This is a genomic window from Streptomyces sp. NP-1717, assembly GCF_022695985.1.
In the GTDB taxonomy this organism is placed as follows: domain Bacteria; phylum Actinomycetota; class Actinomycetes; order Streptomycetales; family Streptomycetaceae; genus Streptomyces.
In genome coordinates this window covers 16,384-31,853 of record NZ_JAAPBF010000068.1, presented here as the reverse complement: position 1 = coordinate 31,853, position 15,470 = coordinate 16,384, and the positions used below count along the sequence as shown (strand labels likewise).

General features: G+C 71.6%; 12 protein-coding genes. 6 read left to right on the top strand and 6 right to left on the bottom strand.

The genetic code is table 11. The features are described 5' to 3' along the window. Positions 1-305: 305 nt before the first annotated feature. From GXP76_RS16600 to manD, 4 genes are all read left to right on the top strand, one after another. Positions 306-1,625, top strand: coding sequence for a sugar ABC transporter substrate-binding protein (locus GXP76_RS16600; protein WP_242572297.1), 1,320 nt, complete (start codon positions 306-308; stop codon positions 1,623-1,625). Beyond that, positions 1,625-2,581: a carbohydrate ABC transporter permease gene (locus tag GXP76_RS16595; RefSeq protein WP_242572296.1), complete on the top strand. Its 957-nt coding sequence runs from the start codon at positions 1,625-1,627 to the stop codon at positions 2,579-2,581. Before GXP76_RS16600 ends, GXP76_RS16595 begins: the two co-directional genes overlap by 1 nt. Further along, positions 2,578-3,465: a carbohydrate ABC transporter permease gene (locus tag GXP76_RS16590; protein WP_242572295.1), complete on the top strand. Its 888-nt coding sequence runs from the start codon at positions 2,578-2,580 to the stop codon at positions 3,463-3,465. Before GXP76_RS16595 ends, GXP76_RS16590 begins: the two co-directional genes overlap by 4 nt. Positions 3,466-3,553: 88 nt before the next feature. Then, on the top strand, positions 3,554-4,774 hold the full coding sequence (manD, locus tag GXP76_RS16585) for a D-mannonate dehydratase ManD (protein WP_242572294.1): 1,221 nt from the start codon (positions 3,554-3,556) through the stop codon (positions 4,772-4,774). Between the two features lie 92 nt (positions 4,775-4,866). On the opposite strand, the gene GXP76_RS16580 is transcribed toward manD, so the two are convergent. Continuing rightward, a complete protein-coding gene (locus tag GXP76_RS16580) occupies positions 4,867-5,775 on the bottom strand; it encodes a LysR family transcriptional regulator (protein ID WP_242572293.1) in 909 nt (302 codons plus the stop codon). 87 nt (positions 5,776-5,862) lie between these two features. Here GXP76_RS16580 and GXP76_RS16575 point away from each other — a divergent pair, with 87 nt between their 5' ends. Beyond that, a complete protein-coding gene (locus tag GXP76_RS16575; RefSeq protein WP_242572292.1) occupies positions 5,863-7,206 on the top strand; it encodes an aspartate aminotransferase family protein in 1,344 nt (447 codons plus the stop codon). A gap of 22 nt (positions 7,207-7,228) precedes the next feature. On the opposite strand, the gene GXP76_RS16570 is transcribed toward GXP76_RS16575, so the two are convergent. Beyond that, positions 7,229-7,474: a hypothetical protein gene (locus tag GXP76_RS16570; RefSeq protein WP_242572291.1), complete on the bottom strand. Its 246-nt coding sequence runs from the start codon at positions 7,472-7,474 to the stop codon at positions 7,229-7,231. Next, positions 7,458-7,709 carry a DUF6400 family protein gene (locus tag GXP76_RS16565; RefSeq protein ID WP_242572290.1) on the bottom strand — a complete coding sequence of 84 codons (252 nt, stop codon included), beginning with the start codon at positions 7,707-7,709 and terminating at the stop codon, positions 7,458-7,460. The genes GXP76_RS16570 and GXP76_RS16565 overlap by 17 nt, the downstream gene beginning before the upstream one ends. A 361-nt stretch (positions 7,710-8,070) precedes the next feature. On the opposite strand from GXP76_RS16565, the gene GXP76_RS16560 reads away from it, so the two are divergent. Then, positions 8,071-8,490, top strand: coding sequence for a DUF4190 domain-containing protein (locus GXP76_RS16560; RefSeq protein WP_242572289.1), 420 nt, complete (start codon positions 8,071-8,073; stop codon positions 8,488-8,490). Between the two features lie 94 nt (positions 8,491-8,584). On the opposite strand, the gene GXP76_RS16555 is transcribed toward GXP76_RS16560, so the two are convergent. The 3 genes from GXP76_RS16555 to GXP76_RS16545 all read right to left on the bottom strand — a co-directional run bounded on the left by GXP76_RS16555 (position 8,585) and on the right by GXP76_RS16545 (position 15,065). Then, positions 8,585-9,733 carry an ROK family transcriptional regulator gene (locus GXP76_RS16555; RefSeq protein ID WP_374361293.1) on the bottom strand — a complete coding sequence of 383 codons (1,149 nt, stop codon included), beginning with the start codon at positions 9,731-9,733 and terminating at the stop codon, positions 8,585-8,587. Positions 9,734-9,934: 201 nt separating this feature from the next. Further along, positions 9,935-13,081, bottom strand: coding sequence for a glycoside hydrolase family 38 C-terminal domain-containing protein (locus GXP76_RS16550; protein WP_242572287.1), 3,147 nt, complete (start codon positions 13,079-13,081; stop codon positions 9,935-9,937). Beyond that, a complete protein-coding gene (locus GXP76_RS16545; protein ID WP_242572286.1) occupies positions 13,074-15,065 on the bottom strand; it encodes a DUF2264 domain-containing protein in 1,992 nt (663 codons plus the stop codon). Before GXP76_RS16545 ends, GXP76_RS16550 begins: the two co-directional genes overlap by 8 nt. Between the last annotated feature and the right edge of the window lie 405 nt (positions 15,066-15,470).

Below are 15,470 nucleotides of genomic sequence, written 5' to 3'. Positions count from 1 at the left end.
GGCGCCGGCCCCGCTCTTTGGGCGGACGGCCGTGCCGCCCGGCTCGTGACGTCCGGCGCGGCACGTCGCCGCGTGGGCAGGTGCGGGAGGCGTCCGGGGACGTCCGGTGCCGGCCCGCTCCGCTGCCTCGGGATGCGCCGTGCCCCACCCCCGCGCCCTGGCCTCCTCCCACCGTCGCTTTCCCGTCTTCCGGGGGAGGGGGTGGCCGGATTTCGTCACTCCTGTTAATCTCCCCTGCATTCGGTTGAACTGGTCCTACCAGTTGGACCAGTGTGGACCGGAGATCGAGAGAGACGAGGACAAGGATGTCCACGAGCCGCCAGTCCCTCAGCCGCCGTTCCTTCGGCCGGCTGGCCGCCGGTGTCGCGGGTGCGGCAGGCCTCGGGGCGCTCGGCGCCTGCGCGCCGCCGCGCGGGAAACCGTCCGCGAGCACCCCGTTGCGGATCATGGCGATCAACCACGTCTGGTCACAGGCGATCCAGCGCCGTACCGAGGAGTTCGAGGACCGGATCGGCCGCCGGGTCTCCCTCTCGATGCTCACCGCCGACCAGCTCGCCAGCAGCTACAACGTGAAGCTCAACGCCTCCGGCACGGACGTCGACGTGATGATGGTCCGTGCTCTCCAGGAGCAACTGGTCTTCGCGCACAACGGCTGGCTCACCGATCTGACCGACCGCGTGAAGCGGGACGAGGACTTCGCCTGGGGCGATTTCCAGCCGGCCCCGCGCAACGCGTCGGTGACCGCCGGAAAGGTGCTCAGCGTGCCGGTCGTCACCGAGCGACCGGCGCTCTACTACCGTAAGGACCTCGTCGAGGACCTGGGCGGACCGCCCAAGACCCTCGACGCGCTCATGGACGCGGCGCTCGAACTCGCCGACCGCGAGAAGAACTTCTTCGGCTACGTCGGGCGCGGCCAGCGCAACGGCGCCGTGTCCCAGTGGTCCAGCTTCCTCTACTCGTACGGCGGGGACTTCGTCGTGGACGGCAAGTCCGCCATCGCGACCCCGCAGGCCCTCGCCGCGTACCGCTACTACGGAAAGCTGCTCGCGAAGGCGGGGCCGCCGGGCGCGACCAACATGAGCCTCGAACAGGCCATGCCGATCTTCGCGCAGGGCAAGGCGGCCTTCTACATCGACGCCGACGCGATCTACAGCAGCTTCCTCGACCCGAAGATCTCCACGGTCCGCGAGAAGGTCGGCTTCGCCCCCTTCCCGGCCGGACCCGCCGGCGCCCACCCCCACAACATCCCGTCCTGGAGCCTCGGCATCAACAAGTTCTCACGGCTGCGGGACGAGTCCTGGGAGTTCATCCGCTGGGCGTCGAGCCCGGAGATGGTCGCCGCGATCCAGGCCGACGGGATACCCGGCGCCCGCACCTCCGCGTGGAACGACGCGAAGACCCTGGCCTCCTTCCCGCCGGAGCTCGCCGAGACCATGCGCGTCAACGCGGAGCGCGGGGTCGGCTACGACCGGCCCCGGGTCCTCCAGGTGAGCCGGGCCAGGGACATCATCGGCCGGCCACTGGTCGCCGGCATCCTCGGCGAGCCGGTCGAACCGGTCGTCCGTGACGCGAACGCGGAGTTCGCGGATTTCCTCGTCCGCGACAACCGCCACAGGGAGAACTGATGTCCCGGACCGACGTCTTCGAGGCCCGGCCGGCCGCCCCGGCCCCCAAGCCGGCGCGCACCCGCCCGCCCCGCACCTTCGAACAGGCCAACCGGCGGCTGAAATGGACGATGCTCGCGCCCGCGCTGCTCTTCGTCGGCGCCATGATCATCTTTCCGCTGTTCTACACCCTCAACCTGAGTTTCACCGACGCCTTCGGGGCGGTGAACGCCGGCAAGAAGAACGTGGGCCTGAGCAACTTCACCGACGCGCTCGGGGACGCCCGCCGCTTCTGGCCCGCCGCGCGCCGCACGGTGATCTTCACGATCGGCGCGGTCGCCCTGGAGACGGTGCTGGGACTCGCCCTCGCGATGCTCATGCGCAAGGCCTTCCGGGGCATGCGCTGGGTCCGCACCGTCCTGATCATCCCGCTGCTCACCACACCGGTCGCGATCGGCATCCTCTGGCTGCTGATCCTCGATCCGACCAACGGCATCGCCAACCACCTGCTGTCCTCGGTCGGTCTGCCCCGCCAGGAATTCCTCGGCTCGGTCGGGCAGTCGCTGCCCACCCTCATGCTCATCGACGTGTGGCAGTGGACGCCGATGATGACCCTGCTGCTGCTCGCCGGGCTCACCACACTGCCCCAGGAGCCCGAGGAGGCGGCTCTCGTCGACGGGGCGAGCGCCTGGCAGCGCTTCCGCTACGTGATCCTGCCGATGCTCGGCCCGACGCTCGCGACCGCCCTCGTCCTGCGGGCCGTCGACGCGCTGAAGACCTTCGACATCCTGTACGCGACCAAGGGCGCCGGCGGCGGCTCCGACTTCGAGGCGGAGACCCTCAACGTCTACGCGTACGGCCTGACCTTCGACTACCAGGAGTACGGACTCGCCGCTGCCGTCCTCGTCCTGTTCACGCTGTTCATCATCGGCGTCGTGGTGCTGCTCCGCCGCCGTGCCCGAAGGGATGCCGCATGAGTGCCGTCGTTTCTCCCTCCGCCGGGCGCACCGCACCACCCCCGACCACGCCTGCGCCGAGCCGGCGCAACAGGCGGCGCGCGTACGGCTCGTGGCTGCGCGGGATCGCGATCACCGTCGTCACCCTGATCTTCGCGCTCCCCGTGATCTGGATGTTCGCCGCGGCCTTCAAGACCAACGTCCAGGTCACCGACCCCACCGTGGGCCTCTGGTTCGCACCCACGCTGGACAACTTCCGCGGCATCGTCGAAGCGGGACAGATCGTCCGCTCGATGGGCAACTCCCTTCTCGTCGGGGTCGTTTCGACCGTCCTGTCGGCACTGATCGCGGTGCCGGCGGCCTGGGCGGTGGGCCGCTTCCGGATGTTCCGTACCGGCTCGCTGATCCTCGTCGCCCGTATCGTCCCGGCCATCTCCCTCCTCGTGCCCTGGTACTACCTGTTCGCGCAGGCCGGGCTGGTCGGCTCCTACACCGTGCTGATCCTCAGCCACATGTTCGTCTCGGTGCCGCTCATCATGTGGATCATGATCAGCTTCTTCGCGGGGCTGCCGGTCGAACTGGAGGAGGCCGCGCGCACCGACGGGCTCTCCGCCTTCGGCGCCTTCTGGCGGATCGCACTGCCACTGGCCGCGCCCGGGACGGCGACCGCCTCGCTGCTCGCCTTCGTCTTCAGCTGGAACAACTTCATGTTCGCGCTCGTCTTCGCCGACGACGACACACAGACCGTTCCGGTGACGCTGTTCAACTTCATCTCCTACGCCAGCACGGACTGGGGCGGTCTGATGGCCGCCGCGACCCTCATCACGGTGCCTGTCGTACTGGCAGCCGTGCTGGGGCAGAAATACCTGGTGGCCGGATTGACCTCCGGCGCCACGAAGGGCTGAGGCCCTTCGGATCCGGACACCTCACCCCGTTGTGTCCAGCCCGTACTCGTCACAGCCGTCCCGCGGCGGCTCGGAAAGAGCGAACACCATGAAGATCGTCGACGCGAAGGTCGTCGTCACCAGCCCCGGCCGGAACTTCGTCACCCTGAAGATCACGACGGACGACGGGCTCACCGGCCTCGGCGACGCGACGCTCAACGGCCGGGAACTCTCGGTCGTGAGCTACCTCCGCGACCACGTCGTCCCCCTCCTCATCGGGCTCGACCCGCACAGGATCGAGGACATCTGGCAGTCCCTGTACCGCGGCGCGTACTGGCGGCGCGGTCCGGTCACGATGGCCGCGATCGCCGCGGTGGACGTCGCCCTGTGGGACATCAAGGCCAAGGCGGCCGAACTGCCCCTCTATCAACTGCTGGGCGGCGCGAGCCGGGAGCGGGTGGGCACCTACGGGCACGCGAGCGGACGGGATCTGCCGGAGCTGTTCGACTCGATACGGGAGCGGCTGGCGCAGGGCTACCCCGCCGTCCGCGTCCAGACCGGTGTGCCGGGCCTCAAGACCGTGTACGGCGTGGGCGGTTCCGCAGCGGCCGCGGCCGACGCGGGCTCCGTGTCCGCGCATCCGCGTCCCGTGGTCGAGGACTGGGACACCGCCGCGTATCTGCGCCACCTCCCCTCCGTCTTCGAAGCCGTACGGTCGGAGTTCGGCGCCGAACTGCCCCTGCTGCACGACGCGCACCACCGGCTCACCCCGATCGAGGCGGCCCGGCTCGGCAAGGACCTGGAGCCGTACCGGCTGTTCTGGCTGGAGGACTGCACGCCCGCCGAGAACCAGGAAGCGCTGCGGCTGGTGCGTCGGCACACCACGACCCCGCTCGCCATCGGCGAGGTCTTCAACACGGTGTACGACTACCAGACCCTGGTCACCGAGCAGTTGATCGACTACGTACGCTCGGCGGTCACCCACTTCGGCGGCGTCTCGCCGCTCAGGAAACTCCTCGACTTCGCCGCGCAGTACCAGATCAAGAGCGCGATCCACGGCCCCGAGGACATCTCCCCGGTCGGAATGGCCGCCGCCGTCCATCTCGACCTGGCGGTCCACAACTTCGGCATCCAGGAGTACTCGGGCCACACCCCGCTCACCGAGCGGGTGTTCCGTCACGCGTACACCTTCACCGACGGCCATCTGCACCCGGGCGAGGCCCCCGGCATCGGCGTCGAACTGGACGAGGAACTGGCCGCCGCCCATCCGTACGACCCGGCCTATCTGCCGGTCAACCGTCTCCAGGACGGGACCGTCCACGACTGGTGAGACGGGCCGGCCCGTACGAGTGGCCGGCGCGGCGGGGCGTCCCCACTCCCGGCGATCCGGGAGACACGCCCCGCCGCACCGGCACGTCCGCGTCAGTCCCGGCTCGGCTCCGGCAGGCCCGGATTGTGCCGCAGCGCGTCCAGCACGACCCGCACCGCAGCGCGCGGCGGTGAACCGCGGCGGACCGCCGCCGTGATCGTGCGCGTCACGGGGGTCGCGAGTTCCCTGGTGGTCACGCGGTACCGGCGGTCGACGGCCAGACCGGGCAGCAGCGCGATCGACAGCCCGGCCTCGACGTGCTGGAGAGTCATCAGGTAATTGCCGAACCGGCACACCACCCGTGGCTCGAACCTCGACTGACGGCACAGCCGCAGCGCGAGATTCGCCATGTACGACTGCGGCACGTCGAACGCCCACGGCTCGTCCGCGTAGGCCGCGAGGTCCACCGCGCCGCGCCCGGCCGCGGGGTGATCGGGCGGTACCACCAGCAGGACCGGGTCCGTGGCCAGCGGTACGAGATCGAGGTCCGGCCCCAGCGGCAGATCGTCGAAGTTCGTGGTCGTGATGATGACGTCCGCGTCGCCGCCCCGCAGCGCCGGCAGGCTCTCGTGCGGTTCCAGCTGGAGCAACTCGACATCCAGGTGCGGGTGTTCGCGCGCCAGACGGGTCACCGCGGGTACGGCCATCGTGTGGATCGCGCTCTGGAACACCCCCAGCCGCACCAGCCCGACCGGTTCCTCACCGAACCCGCGCAGCTCCGCCTCGACGGTGTCCATGTGATCGAGGATCGCCCGCGCCCGCCGCGCGAGGATCAGCCCGGCCGGGGTCAGCCGCACCCGGCGCCCCGTCCGCTCCAGGAGCCGCGTGTGCGTCTCGGCCTCCAGTACGGAGAGCTGCTGGGACACGCTCGACGGGCTGAGACTGGCGGCCTGGGCGACCGCCCGGACGGTGCCCAGCGTGTCCAGCTGGCTCAGCAGCCGCAGCCTCCAGGGATTCATCATGTCGCCATTGTTGTGCGGCTTGGCCGAACAGGAAAGCCACAATCGTGAGATGGACGTGACGCTCGGGCGCCGCCTACCGTCGAGGGCATGGCTGCTGCGATCACCACCCCGCCGTCCGACAACACCCCGCCGTCCGACGACAGCTTCTGGTCCGATGCCGACAGGCACCTCGTCCGCTACGGAGCCGAGTTCACCCGCGAGATCATCGACCGTGCCGCCGGGAGTTTCCTGTACACGGCGGACGGCCGGAAAATACTCGACTTCACCTCCGGCCAGATGAGCGCGATACTCGGCCATTCGCACCCCGCGATCGTCGCCACCGTCCAGCGGCAGGTCGCGACCCTCGACCACCTCTACAGCGGCATGCTCAGCCGGCCGGTGGTCGACCTCGCCCGACGGCTGGCCGGCACACTGCCCGCGCCGCTGGAGAAGGCGCTGCTGCTGACGACCGGCGCGGAGTCGAACGAGGCCGCGATCCGGCTGGCGAAGCTCGTCACCGGCAAGCACGAGATCGTCTCGTTCGCGCGGTCCTGGCACGGCATGACACAGGCCGCCGCGTCCGCCACCTACAGCGCCGGGCGCAAGGGCTACGGCCCGGCCGCGCCCGGCAACTTCGCCATCCCCGTGCCCAACGCCTACCGGCCCGACTTCACCACCGCCGACGGGTCGCTGGACTGGCGGCGCCAGCTCGACTTCTCGTTCGACCTGATCGACGCCCAGTCGACCGGCAGCCTGGCCGCGTGCCTGGTCGAACCGATACTCAGCTCGGGCGGAGTCGTCGAGCCGCCGGCCGGGTACTTCGCGGCCCTGCGGGACAAGTGCCGGGAGCGCGGCATGCTGCTGATCCTCGACGAGGCCCAGACCGGCCTGTGCCGTACCGGTACGTGGTACGCGTTCGAGCGCGACGGCGTCGTCCCCGACATCCTCACGCTGTCCAAGACGCTCGGCGCCGGGCTGCCCCTCGCGGCCGTGATCACCAGCGCCGAGATCGAGCAGGAGGCGTACGAACGCGGGTTCCTGTTCTTCACCACACATGTCGCCGACCCGCTCGTGGCCGCGGTCGGCAACACCGTTCTCGACGTCCTGACCGACGACAAGCTCGACGAGAGCGCGCGGTCGCTGGGGGAGTTCCTGCGCCGCGGTCTGACGGAGATCGCCGGCCGTCACGCCGTCGTCGGCGACATCCGGGGACGGGGCCTGCTGGCCGGGCTCGAACTCGTCGAGGACGGCGGGACGGGCCGGAGCCCGGACGAACTGGGCGCCAGGGTCACCCGCCGCTGCCTCGAACTCGGTCTGCACATGAACATCGTCCAGCTCCCCGGTATGGGCGGAGTCTTCCGGATCGCACCGCCGCTGACCGCGACCGAGGACGAGCTCTCCCTCGGCCTGGAGATCCTGGACCAGGCCATCGGCGAGGCCGGCGCCCACTGAGGGCGGGAGCGGTGGCACCGGTTCAGGCGTGCGAGGTGGTGTCGTCCCGGTGGGTCACACCGGGACGGGTGTCGAGCGACCACATGTGGGTGCACAGCGGGCACTGAAGGTGCACGATCGGCCCGTTGTTGGAGATCAGATAACGCCAGTGCCGGTGGCAGTTGCGGCGGTCGGCGCAGGTGGCGCAGTGACGCGCGTCGTCGCAGACGGGGCACGGCAGCCAGGCGCGGCGGGAGGAGTCCGCCTGCGGGTCAATGGGCTGACGCACGGCCCGGCCCCTCACCCGGCAGGACGCCGGCCTCCACCAGCATGTCGTAGACGCGCTGCTGCTCGGCGTCCAGGCCCGAGTAGAGGAGGGCGTACGCCTCGTCCTCGCCCTGGAGCGCGGCCCTGGGGTCCCAGTGGGGGCCGAGGGCGGTGACGACCTCGGCGCGCCGCCGGGCCTCCTCGAAGGTGAGGTCGATCGAGAAGGGGGTCAGGTCGTCGGTGCTGTCCTGGTTCATTGCGTGACTTCCGATGCGTGGACGGAACACCACCAGCTCTACCAGGCGACCACGCCACCAGGGAAGGGTCCCCTAAGTTACCCCGGGGGTCCATGCGCCGGCCGGCCGCCGGGGGGCCCGCCCCGGATCGGCTTCCGGGGACGGGGCGTTGACGGCGTCCGCCCCGTGCGGCGGGTGCGGCCCGGCCACCGGAGGTGTGACGCACTTCATGACCCGGCCCCTCGCGACGCCGCCCCCGAAGCCGACCTAACGGAACCGCCCCCTCCGCTCACGCGCCGTGTTCCGCCCGTGTCCACGCCGTGTTTGGGGGCAAGCGGAGGGTGAACCCGAGGGACGAGTTCGAAAACGGAGCGTGATATCGATGTCCATGCCCAACTACCCCCACCAGGCCTCCGACGGCGCGGCACCGTACGCGGCACCCGAGCCGGCGCCCGCACGGAGCAACCCCCTCGCGATCGCCGCACTGGTGCTGGGCATCATCGCGTGCCTCCTCTTCTGGACGATCGCGGGCGGGATCGTGCTCGGTCTGCTGGCGGTGGTGTTCGGCATCATGGGCGTGCGCCGGGCCCGCGGTGGCCGCGCGCCCCACCGCACCATGTCGATCATCGGCGCGGTGCTGGGCGCGCTGGGGCTCGTCGTCTCGACGGTGCTCGTCATCATCGGCGTATCGCTGCTGAACTCCGACGAGTTCGACAACTTCGGTGACTGCATGCGCAGCGCCGACAGCCAGAGCGAGAAGGACCAGTGCGCGGAAGACTTCTCCAAGGACGTCGAGAACTGACCACGGGACAGCCGGGCCACACAACTCGACGGGGGAGTGAGCACAGCGGAGCGGGCCGGTGTCCGGCCCGCTCCGCCGCGTCGTACCCCGGCGCTCACCCCAGCAGCAGCGACCTCGGCTGGGCGGAGAGGGCCTGGTCGAGGACCAGGGACGCCGCTCCCACCGCGGCCACGTTCTCGCCCAGCGTGGTGGAGAGAACCGCCGTCGGATGGGTCGCCCGGATGAACGGGGAGCGCGCGACCATCGGCTCGATGGTCGCGAGAAGACGGGGAGCGAGCACGAGCCACGTGGGTCCGCCGAAGACGATGGTGTCCACGTCCAGAAGCGTCCCCGCCGCACAGACACCCCGGCCGATACGGATCGCCAGCCGCTCGATGACGCCGTCGGCCTCCGCGTCACCCTCGGCGGCGAGCCGGGCCAGCCGCTCCAGACCGCGCTGGGCGTCGGCCGGATCCAGCACGGTGTACTCGGCACCCAGCACACCCAGCGCGATGGCCTCCTCCACGAGCGTCCGTGTCGAGCAGGCCGCGCCGAGCCCGCCGACCTCGCCCGCGTTCCCGGAGACACCGCGCAGCACGGTGTCGTCCACCACCAGCCCCATCCCGGAGCCGGTGCCGAGATAGAAGAAGAGCAGGTTGCGGCTCTCCGTGGCCGCCCCCGCCCAGCGCTCCGCGACGACCGAAGCCGTCACGTCCTTGTCGAGGAGCGCCGGGAGCCCGGTCGCCTCGCTGAGCCGCTCGCGCAGCGGGTAGCGGCCCCAGCCGGGCAGCTCCGGCGGATCGACCACCCAGCCGGCGGACGCGTCTATCGGCCCCGGCGCCGCGATGCCGAGGCCCAGCACCCGCTCGTCGTCGACCCCCGACTCCGTCACCAGCGAGCGCACCGAGGCGGCCATGTCCGCGACGGTCCCGTCGGTGTCACCGCCGCTCGGGGTCCGCCGGCTGCGATGGCCCACGACCGTACCGAGAAGGTCCACCAGGACGCAGGTGATCACGGCGGGGTCGAGGTGGACCCCCACGGCGTAGCGGAACGCCGGGACGATTTCGAGGAGGGTACGGGGCTTGCCGCTGCCCGTGTTCTGCTTCCCCGATTCACGGGCCACGCCCTGGTCGAGCAGCCGGCGCGTGATGTTCGAGACCGTCTGCGCGGAGAGACCGGTGGCCTGCGCGAGCTCGACCCGGCTCAGACCCGCCGGATGCCTGCGGATCGCGTCCAGAATCACGGACTCGTTGAAGTCCCCCATGCGCGGCAGATTGGTGCCGCGCCGGATCGTGCGCTTCTCGGATCTCGCGGTCTCGCGGGTCAAGGTGCCTCTCCCAGCCCCGGGCGGACGGCGGCTGTGCCGCGCCGGCGCCGCTCCGAAGGCAAACAGATCGATGGAATCGTACGACGCGGTGAGCCGTGCGCGGCACGGGCCGGGGCCGTCCACCCGGTGCCGCCGCGCTCAGCCGCCCGACGGATCAGGTGCCGCCACCTCCTCCACGGTGGCTTGGAGCCGCACGGTGCGGATCTGGAAGGGCCGGAAGCGGAGATCCACGGTCCCTTCGGCGGACGGGTGTGCCAGCTCCCGCTCCGGCCGCTCCAGCAGATCGCACTCGAAGACGGCGGCGAGGGGGAAGCCCGCGGACAGCCGCGCCCGGACCGTTCCGCCGCACGCCTCGTACAGCCGCACCATGACGTCACCGCTGCGGTCGTCCGCCAGCTTCACCGACTCCACCACCACGTCGGTGGTGTCGATCTCCACCAGCGACCGGGCGTCGGCCCGGGCGGGGCGCAGAGGAAGGTTCAGCGCGTAGCCCCCGGCGATCGCCTCCTCGATCCCCGCCCCGGCCAGCAGCGCGTAGCCGAAGCTGTGCCGGCCGCGGTCGGCCTGCGGATCGGGGCTGTGCGGGGAGCGGAGCAGGGAGAGCCGCACCGTCGTGGTGGTCCCGCCCCCCTCCCGGGTGCCGCGGCGCACGTCGTGCCCGTAGGTGGAGTCGTTCAGCAGGGCGGCGCCCCAGTGCCGCTCGCCGACGTGCACCCAGCGGTGCGCCCACAGTTCGAAGCGTGCCGCGTCCCAGCTCGTGTTCTCGTGCGTGGGCCGCTGCACATGCCCGAACTGGATCTCGGCGCTCTCCCGTTCCGCGTGCACGTCCAGCGGCCAGGCCGCCTTCAGCACGGTGTCGCGCTCCTGCCAGTCGATGTCGTTGCGGACACTCACCTGCCTGCTCTCGGCGGTGAGTTCGATGTGCTGGACGAACCGGGAGGCGCCGTGGGCGCGCTCGACCCGCACCGACGCCAGCAGCGGTCCTCCGTCCACGAGCGTCACCGACTCGGCCTCGTCCAGGTCGCGCACGGTGTCGCGGTAGTACGAGTCGATGTTCCACGCCGACCACATGTTGGGGTCGTCGGGGTGGAGTTGGAGGAGGTTTCCCGCGGCGCCGGGAGCGATCGCCTCCCGCCGCGCCGAACGGTCGTAGACCGAGGTGAGCAGGCCGCGCCGGTCCACCACCACGGTCAGCGAGCCGTTGTCGAGGACGAAACCACCGTCCCGCGCCTTGGCCGTGACCGTGCCCCGGGGCGCGTCCGCGGCGCCGCCGGAGGCCAGGGGCGCGACCTCGGCGAGGACCGCCGTGCGCCCGTCCGACAGACGCTGCGCACCCACGAACCCGCCGTCCGCGGTGTCGGTGGTGTCGGTGTGGCCGGCGACGATCGCGACCTCGCGGCGCGCGTACGGCCCCGCGTTGAGGAATGCGGGACCTCCGGGCAGATGCCCGACCGCGTCCGCGATCAGCGCCTCCAGCTCGGCGTGGATCTGCGCGTACTCCCGCTCCGCCTGCCGGTGCACCCAGGCGATGGACGAGCCGGGCAGGATGTCGTGGAACTGGTTGAACAGCACGCGCCGCCACAGCGATTCCAGCCGCTCGTACGGGTAGGGGGCGCCCGCCCGGACGGCGGCGGTGGCGGCCCAGAGCTCGGCCTCACGCAGCAGCGCCTCACCGCGCCGGTTGCCGCGCTTGGTGCGGGCCTGGCTGGTGTAGGTGCCCCGATGGTTCTCCAAGTACAACTCACCGCGCCAGACGGGGAGTTGGCCGCGCTCGGCGCGGGCCGCCGCGAAGAACGTGTCGGGAGCCTCGACCACGACCCTGGGCGAGCCCTCCAGATCGCGCAGCCGGCGGGCCTTCTCCAGCATCGAGCGGGTGGGCCCGCCACCGCCGTCGCCGTGACCGAAGGGGACCAGCGAGCGGGTCGCCACCCCCTTGTCCGCGAAGTTGCTCTCGGCGTGGGCGAGTTCCCCGGCGGTGAGGGACGCGTTGTAGCTGTCGACGGGCGGGAAGTGGGTGAAGATACGCGTACCGTCGATGCCCTCCCAGTCGAAGGAGTGGTGCGGGAGCCTGTTCGTCTCGTTCCACGACAGCTTCTGGGTGAGGAACCACCGCGCGCCCGCCAGCTTGGCCAACTGCGGGTAGGCGGCGGTGTATCCGAACGAGTCGGGCAGCCACACACCGTGCTGCTCGACACCGAACTCCTCCGCGAAGAAACGCCGGCCGTGAACGAGTTGGCGGGCCAGGGCCTCGCCGCCGGGGAGGTTGCCGTCGGCCTCCACCCACATGCCGCCGACCGGGGCCCAATTGCCCTTGGCCGCCGCCTTCTTCATACGGGCGAAGATCTCCGGGCGCTGTTCCTTCATCCACGCGTACTGCTGCGCGGAGGAGCAGGCGAAGACCAGCTCGGGGTACTCCTGCGCCAGCGTGGTCATGTTGGTGAACGTACGGGCGCACTTGCGAACGGTCTCCCGGACCGGCCACAGCCAGGCCGAGTCGATATGGGCGTGCCCCACCGCCGAGAGGGTGTGCGCCGAGGCGTGCGCGGGCCGGGACAGCACATCGGCGAGCCGGCGCCGGGCCCCGGCCGCGGTGTTCACCACATCGCCGGGGACGACGGCGTCGGCGGCGCGGCGCAGGGCGTGGAGGATCTCGTGGCGCCGGGACGAGCCGAGAGGCAGTTCGCGCATCAGCTCGTCGAGCACCTCGATGTCGTGGATGAGATGCCACACCTCGTCCTCGCGCACCGCGAGCTCGGCCTGTTCGAGCCGGTAGAGGTGCGCGGTGCCCGCCGTCTCGGGCGAACCGTGGTGGATGTGCAGTCCGGCACTGGCGACGATGGGCGGGTTGGCGGCCAGCTCGATCAGCAGGTCGACCCGGTCACCGCCGGTGGCGGAGCCGGCGAGGAGCACGCTGCGGCTGTACGGGTGCAGACCCTGGAGCGGAGCGCCGTGGGCGTCGTGGACCAGGCCCTCCGCCTGGCCGCCGGGCCCCTTGGTCAGGTCGAACCCGAGATCGAAGACGGCCTCGACCCGGCGCCCCGACCACTCCTCGGGGATCTCCGCGCTCGCCCGCATCCAGGTCGTCGCCCAGGGGCCGCCCCAGGTTGCACCGAGCGTGAAGGGCTCGTAGTCGGCGTCCAGGGCGTCGGCCACGGGGACGGGCTCGCCGTCGACGTGCCAGGCGCTCAGGGTGAGGGGCCGGGCGGCGCTGTAGAGGGCGGGGCGGATCACCCGGTCGAGGAGCTTGCGGATCCGGCTCTCGATGATCCGGCGGTCGTCATGCACGGTGCTGGTCCTTCCAGAGGCCGTACGCGGCAGGGAACTCGGGGTCGGGGGCGGGGAGCCGTACGGTGTCCCGCTCACCGTCCGGCCAGGTCACGTCCACGAGCAGGGTGGTGTCCCGGGCGCGGGTGGCGACCCGGGGCAGTGCGGTGGGGCCGGCGCCGCCGAGATGGACGAGGGCGATGTGAACGGTGCCGTGGGCGACGGGTCCCCCGGTCTCCACGACGGGCGTGGCGGACGCCGCGCCGAGGGCGTTGCTGTCGCTGCCGGCGACCAGGGAGGCGACGGGCAGCCGGTGGGCGCCGACGACGGCGGAGACCAGCCCGCCGGCGCCCTCGACGCGGACCGTCGCGCCGCCGGCCGGGCCGGCGGCGGGCGCGGCTTCCGGATCGACCGCGAGCGCCCAGCCACCGATACGCAGCACGTGCCCGGCCCCGGGGTCGCCGTCGACGCGTACGGCCCGGACCTCGACCGGACCGCGCAACGCGGAACCGACGGTGATCCAAGGCCCGAGCGTGTAGCGGGTGTCGGGTCCGCCGAACGGGTCCCATGCCGGGTCCTCGGGCCAGTGCGCGCGAGAACGCGAGACGGCAGTGGCGCCGTCCAGGGAGATCCGCGTCGCCGGACGCCGGTGGGAGGCGCGTCCCGCCGCGTCCAGCAGGACGACCGCGTTGTCGAGCGGGCCTGCGTCCACCCGCGCGCCGGGGCCCGCCGTGGGATCGCCGGGGGTCTCGGGCGCGGTGTGCGTCGAGTAGGCGAACCGCGCGTAGCAGGGGTCGTCGGCGTGCGGCCGGGACGGGTCGGCGTGGTCGCCGCCGTGGTTGACGACGCGTACGACACCGTCGGACGCCGTGCCCGAGACGAGCCAGCCGGGAGCGGCCAACGCGCGTGTGTAATCGCCCTGTTCGACGGCGAGCGGGGTCGACTCCTCGGTCCAGACAGGGTGCTGGGGCGGCAGCGCGAGCCCGATGAATCCCTTGCTCGCCCAGTACGGCGACGCGGGACCCGAGTACACCTGGAGCACGCCGCGGAAGGGCCGGTGCCAGCCGAGGGTGAGCAACCCCCGGTCGTCGACGGCTCCGTGGCCGGTGAAGTGGTCGAGTACCCGGCCGGCGAGGGCGCGCGTCTCACCGGGCGCCAGCGGTGTGGCGTCGAACAGGGCGCCCGTCCACACGGACGCGAGCGCCGCGTGCCGGTAGGTCAGCGAGCGGCCCTGGATCAGCGGCGAGCCGTTGGCGCCCACCAGGAGCCGCTGGTCCTCCAGGAAGCGGCGCAGCCGGTCGCGGTAGCGGTCGAGCAGTCCGGCCGGAGCGGCGTCGCCGAGGACGCGGCAGAACCACAGCGGGTACAGGTGCATGGCCCAGCCGTTGTAGTGGTCGAAGTTGCGCCGCTCGCCGCCGGTGAGTCCGTCGGAGTACCAGCCGTCGCCCGCGTACCAGCCGTCGGTCAGCGCGATGACCCGGTCGAGGTCCTCCTGGCGCCACCGCCCGCCCACGGTACGGGCGAAGGCCTCGGTGACGCCCTGGAACCAGACCCAGTTGTTGCCGGGCATCCGGTCGCCGACCATCGGGGCGAGCCAGTCGAGGACCCGGCTCCTGACCCGGTCGTCGAGGCGGTCCCAGATCCAGGGCCGGGTCTCGTGCAGCGCGAGCGCGATGGAGGCGGCCTCGACCTTGGCCTGGCCGCACTCGGCGAAGGCGGGCCAGCGTTCCGGGTTGTCCGGGTCGGTGCCGGCGGCCAGGCCCGCCGCGTACCAGCCGGCGAGATCGTGCGGATCGGCGCCGCCCGCCCCCGCCAGCCGGAATCCGGCCAGCAGGAAGGTGCGGGCGAAGCCTTCGAGGCCGTCGCTGTGTACGCCGCTGCGGCTCGGGGGTCCGGGCAGGTGGATCAGGGCGTGCCGGTCGGTGGCGTACGGCCGTACGGCGAGCAGCAGCCGGTCGGCGGTCCGTTCCCAGTGGGCGCGGTCCTCGGCGGGGGTTCGGTTCATGAGGTGCGGGTCTCCCATGCCAGTTCGAACTCGGCGCGGATTTCGACCGGCTTCCGGTCGCCGGGATGAAGTGGGTCTCCTGTTGCTGCGGGCAGTCGGGGCGCGTCCGTTCGGACCGAGTCGGACCGGCTGCGACATGAACGTAGAAACCGGCGTGGAAGTTTGTCAATATGTTGGATGAACTCGCCGTCGGTGCGCGCCCTCCATGAGGCGAAGCCCGCCGGGTGGCCCGGAGCGCGGAGGGACTACCGATCAGTCCCGGCCCAACGGCCTTAATATTCAACCTTGTTGGGGATTCGCCACCGCGCGGCCGGCCCTCGCCGTCGGCGCCTCGAAGCCACGGCCGGGTGCTCCGGGGCCCGCCCGTCGCACCTGCGTTCTGATGCGGACGGGTTGTCAAACGTA

What these genes read in the sequence shown, in the direction of transcription:
- GXP76_RS16600 (WP_242572297.1), top strand. Translation starts at nt 306, where the DNA reads ATGTCCACGAGCCGCCAGTCCCTCAGCCGCCGTTCCTTCGGCCGGCTG.
- GXP76_RS16595 (WP_242572296.1), top strand. Translation starts at nt 1,625, where the DNA reads ATGTCCCGGACCGACGTCTTCGAGGCCCGGCCGGCCGCCCCGGCCCCC.
- GXP76_RS16590 (WP_242572295.1), top strand. Translation starts at nt 2,578, where the DNA reads ATGAGTGCCGTCGTTTCTCCCTCCGCCGGGCGCACCGCACCACCCCCG.
- manD (WP_242572294.1), top strand. Translation starts at nt 3,554, where the DNA reads ATGAAGATCGTCGACGCGAAGGTCGTCGTCACCAGCCCCGGCCGGAAC.
- GXP76_RS16580 (WP_242572293.1), bottom strand. Translation starts at nt 5,775, where the DNA reads ATGATGAATCCCTGGAGGCTGCGGCTGCTGAGCCAGCTGGACACGCTG.
- GXP76_RS16575 (WP_242572292.1), top strand. Translation starts at nt 5,863, where the DNA reads ATGGCTGCTGCGATCACCACCCCGCCGTCCGACAACACCCCGCCGTCC.
- GXP76_RS16565 (WP_242572290.1), bottom strand. Translation starts at nt 7,709, where the DNA reads ATGAACCAGGACAGCACCGACGACCTGACCCCCTTCTCGATCGACCTC.
- GXP76_RS16560 (WP_242572289.1), top strand. Translation starts at nt 8,071, where the DNA reads ATGTCCATGCCCAACTACCCCCACCAGGCCTCCGACGGCGCGGCACCG.
- GXP76_RS16555 (WP_374361293.1), bottom strand. Translation starts at nt 9,733, where the DNA reads ATGGGGGACTTCAACGAGTCCGTGATTCTGGACGCGATCCGCAGGCAT.
- GXP76_RS16545 (WP_242572286.1), bottom strand. Translation starts at nt 15,065, where the DNA reads ATGAACCGAACCCCCGCCGAGGACCGCGCCCACTGGGAACGGACCGCC.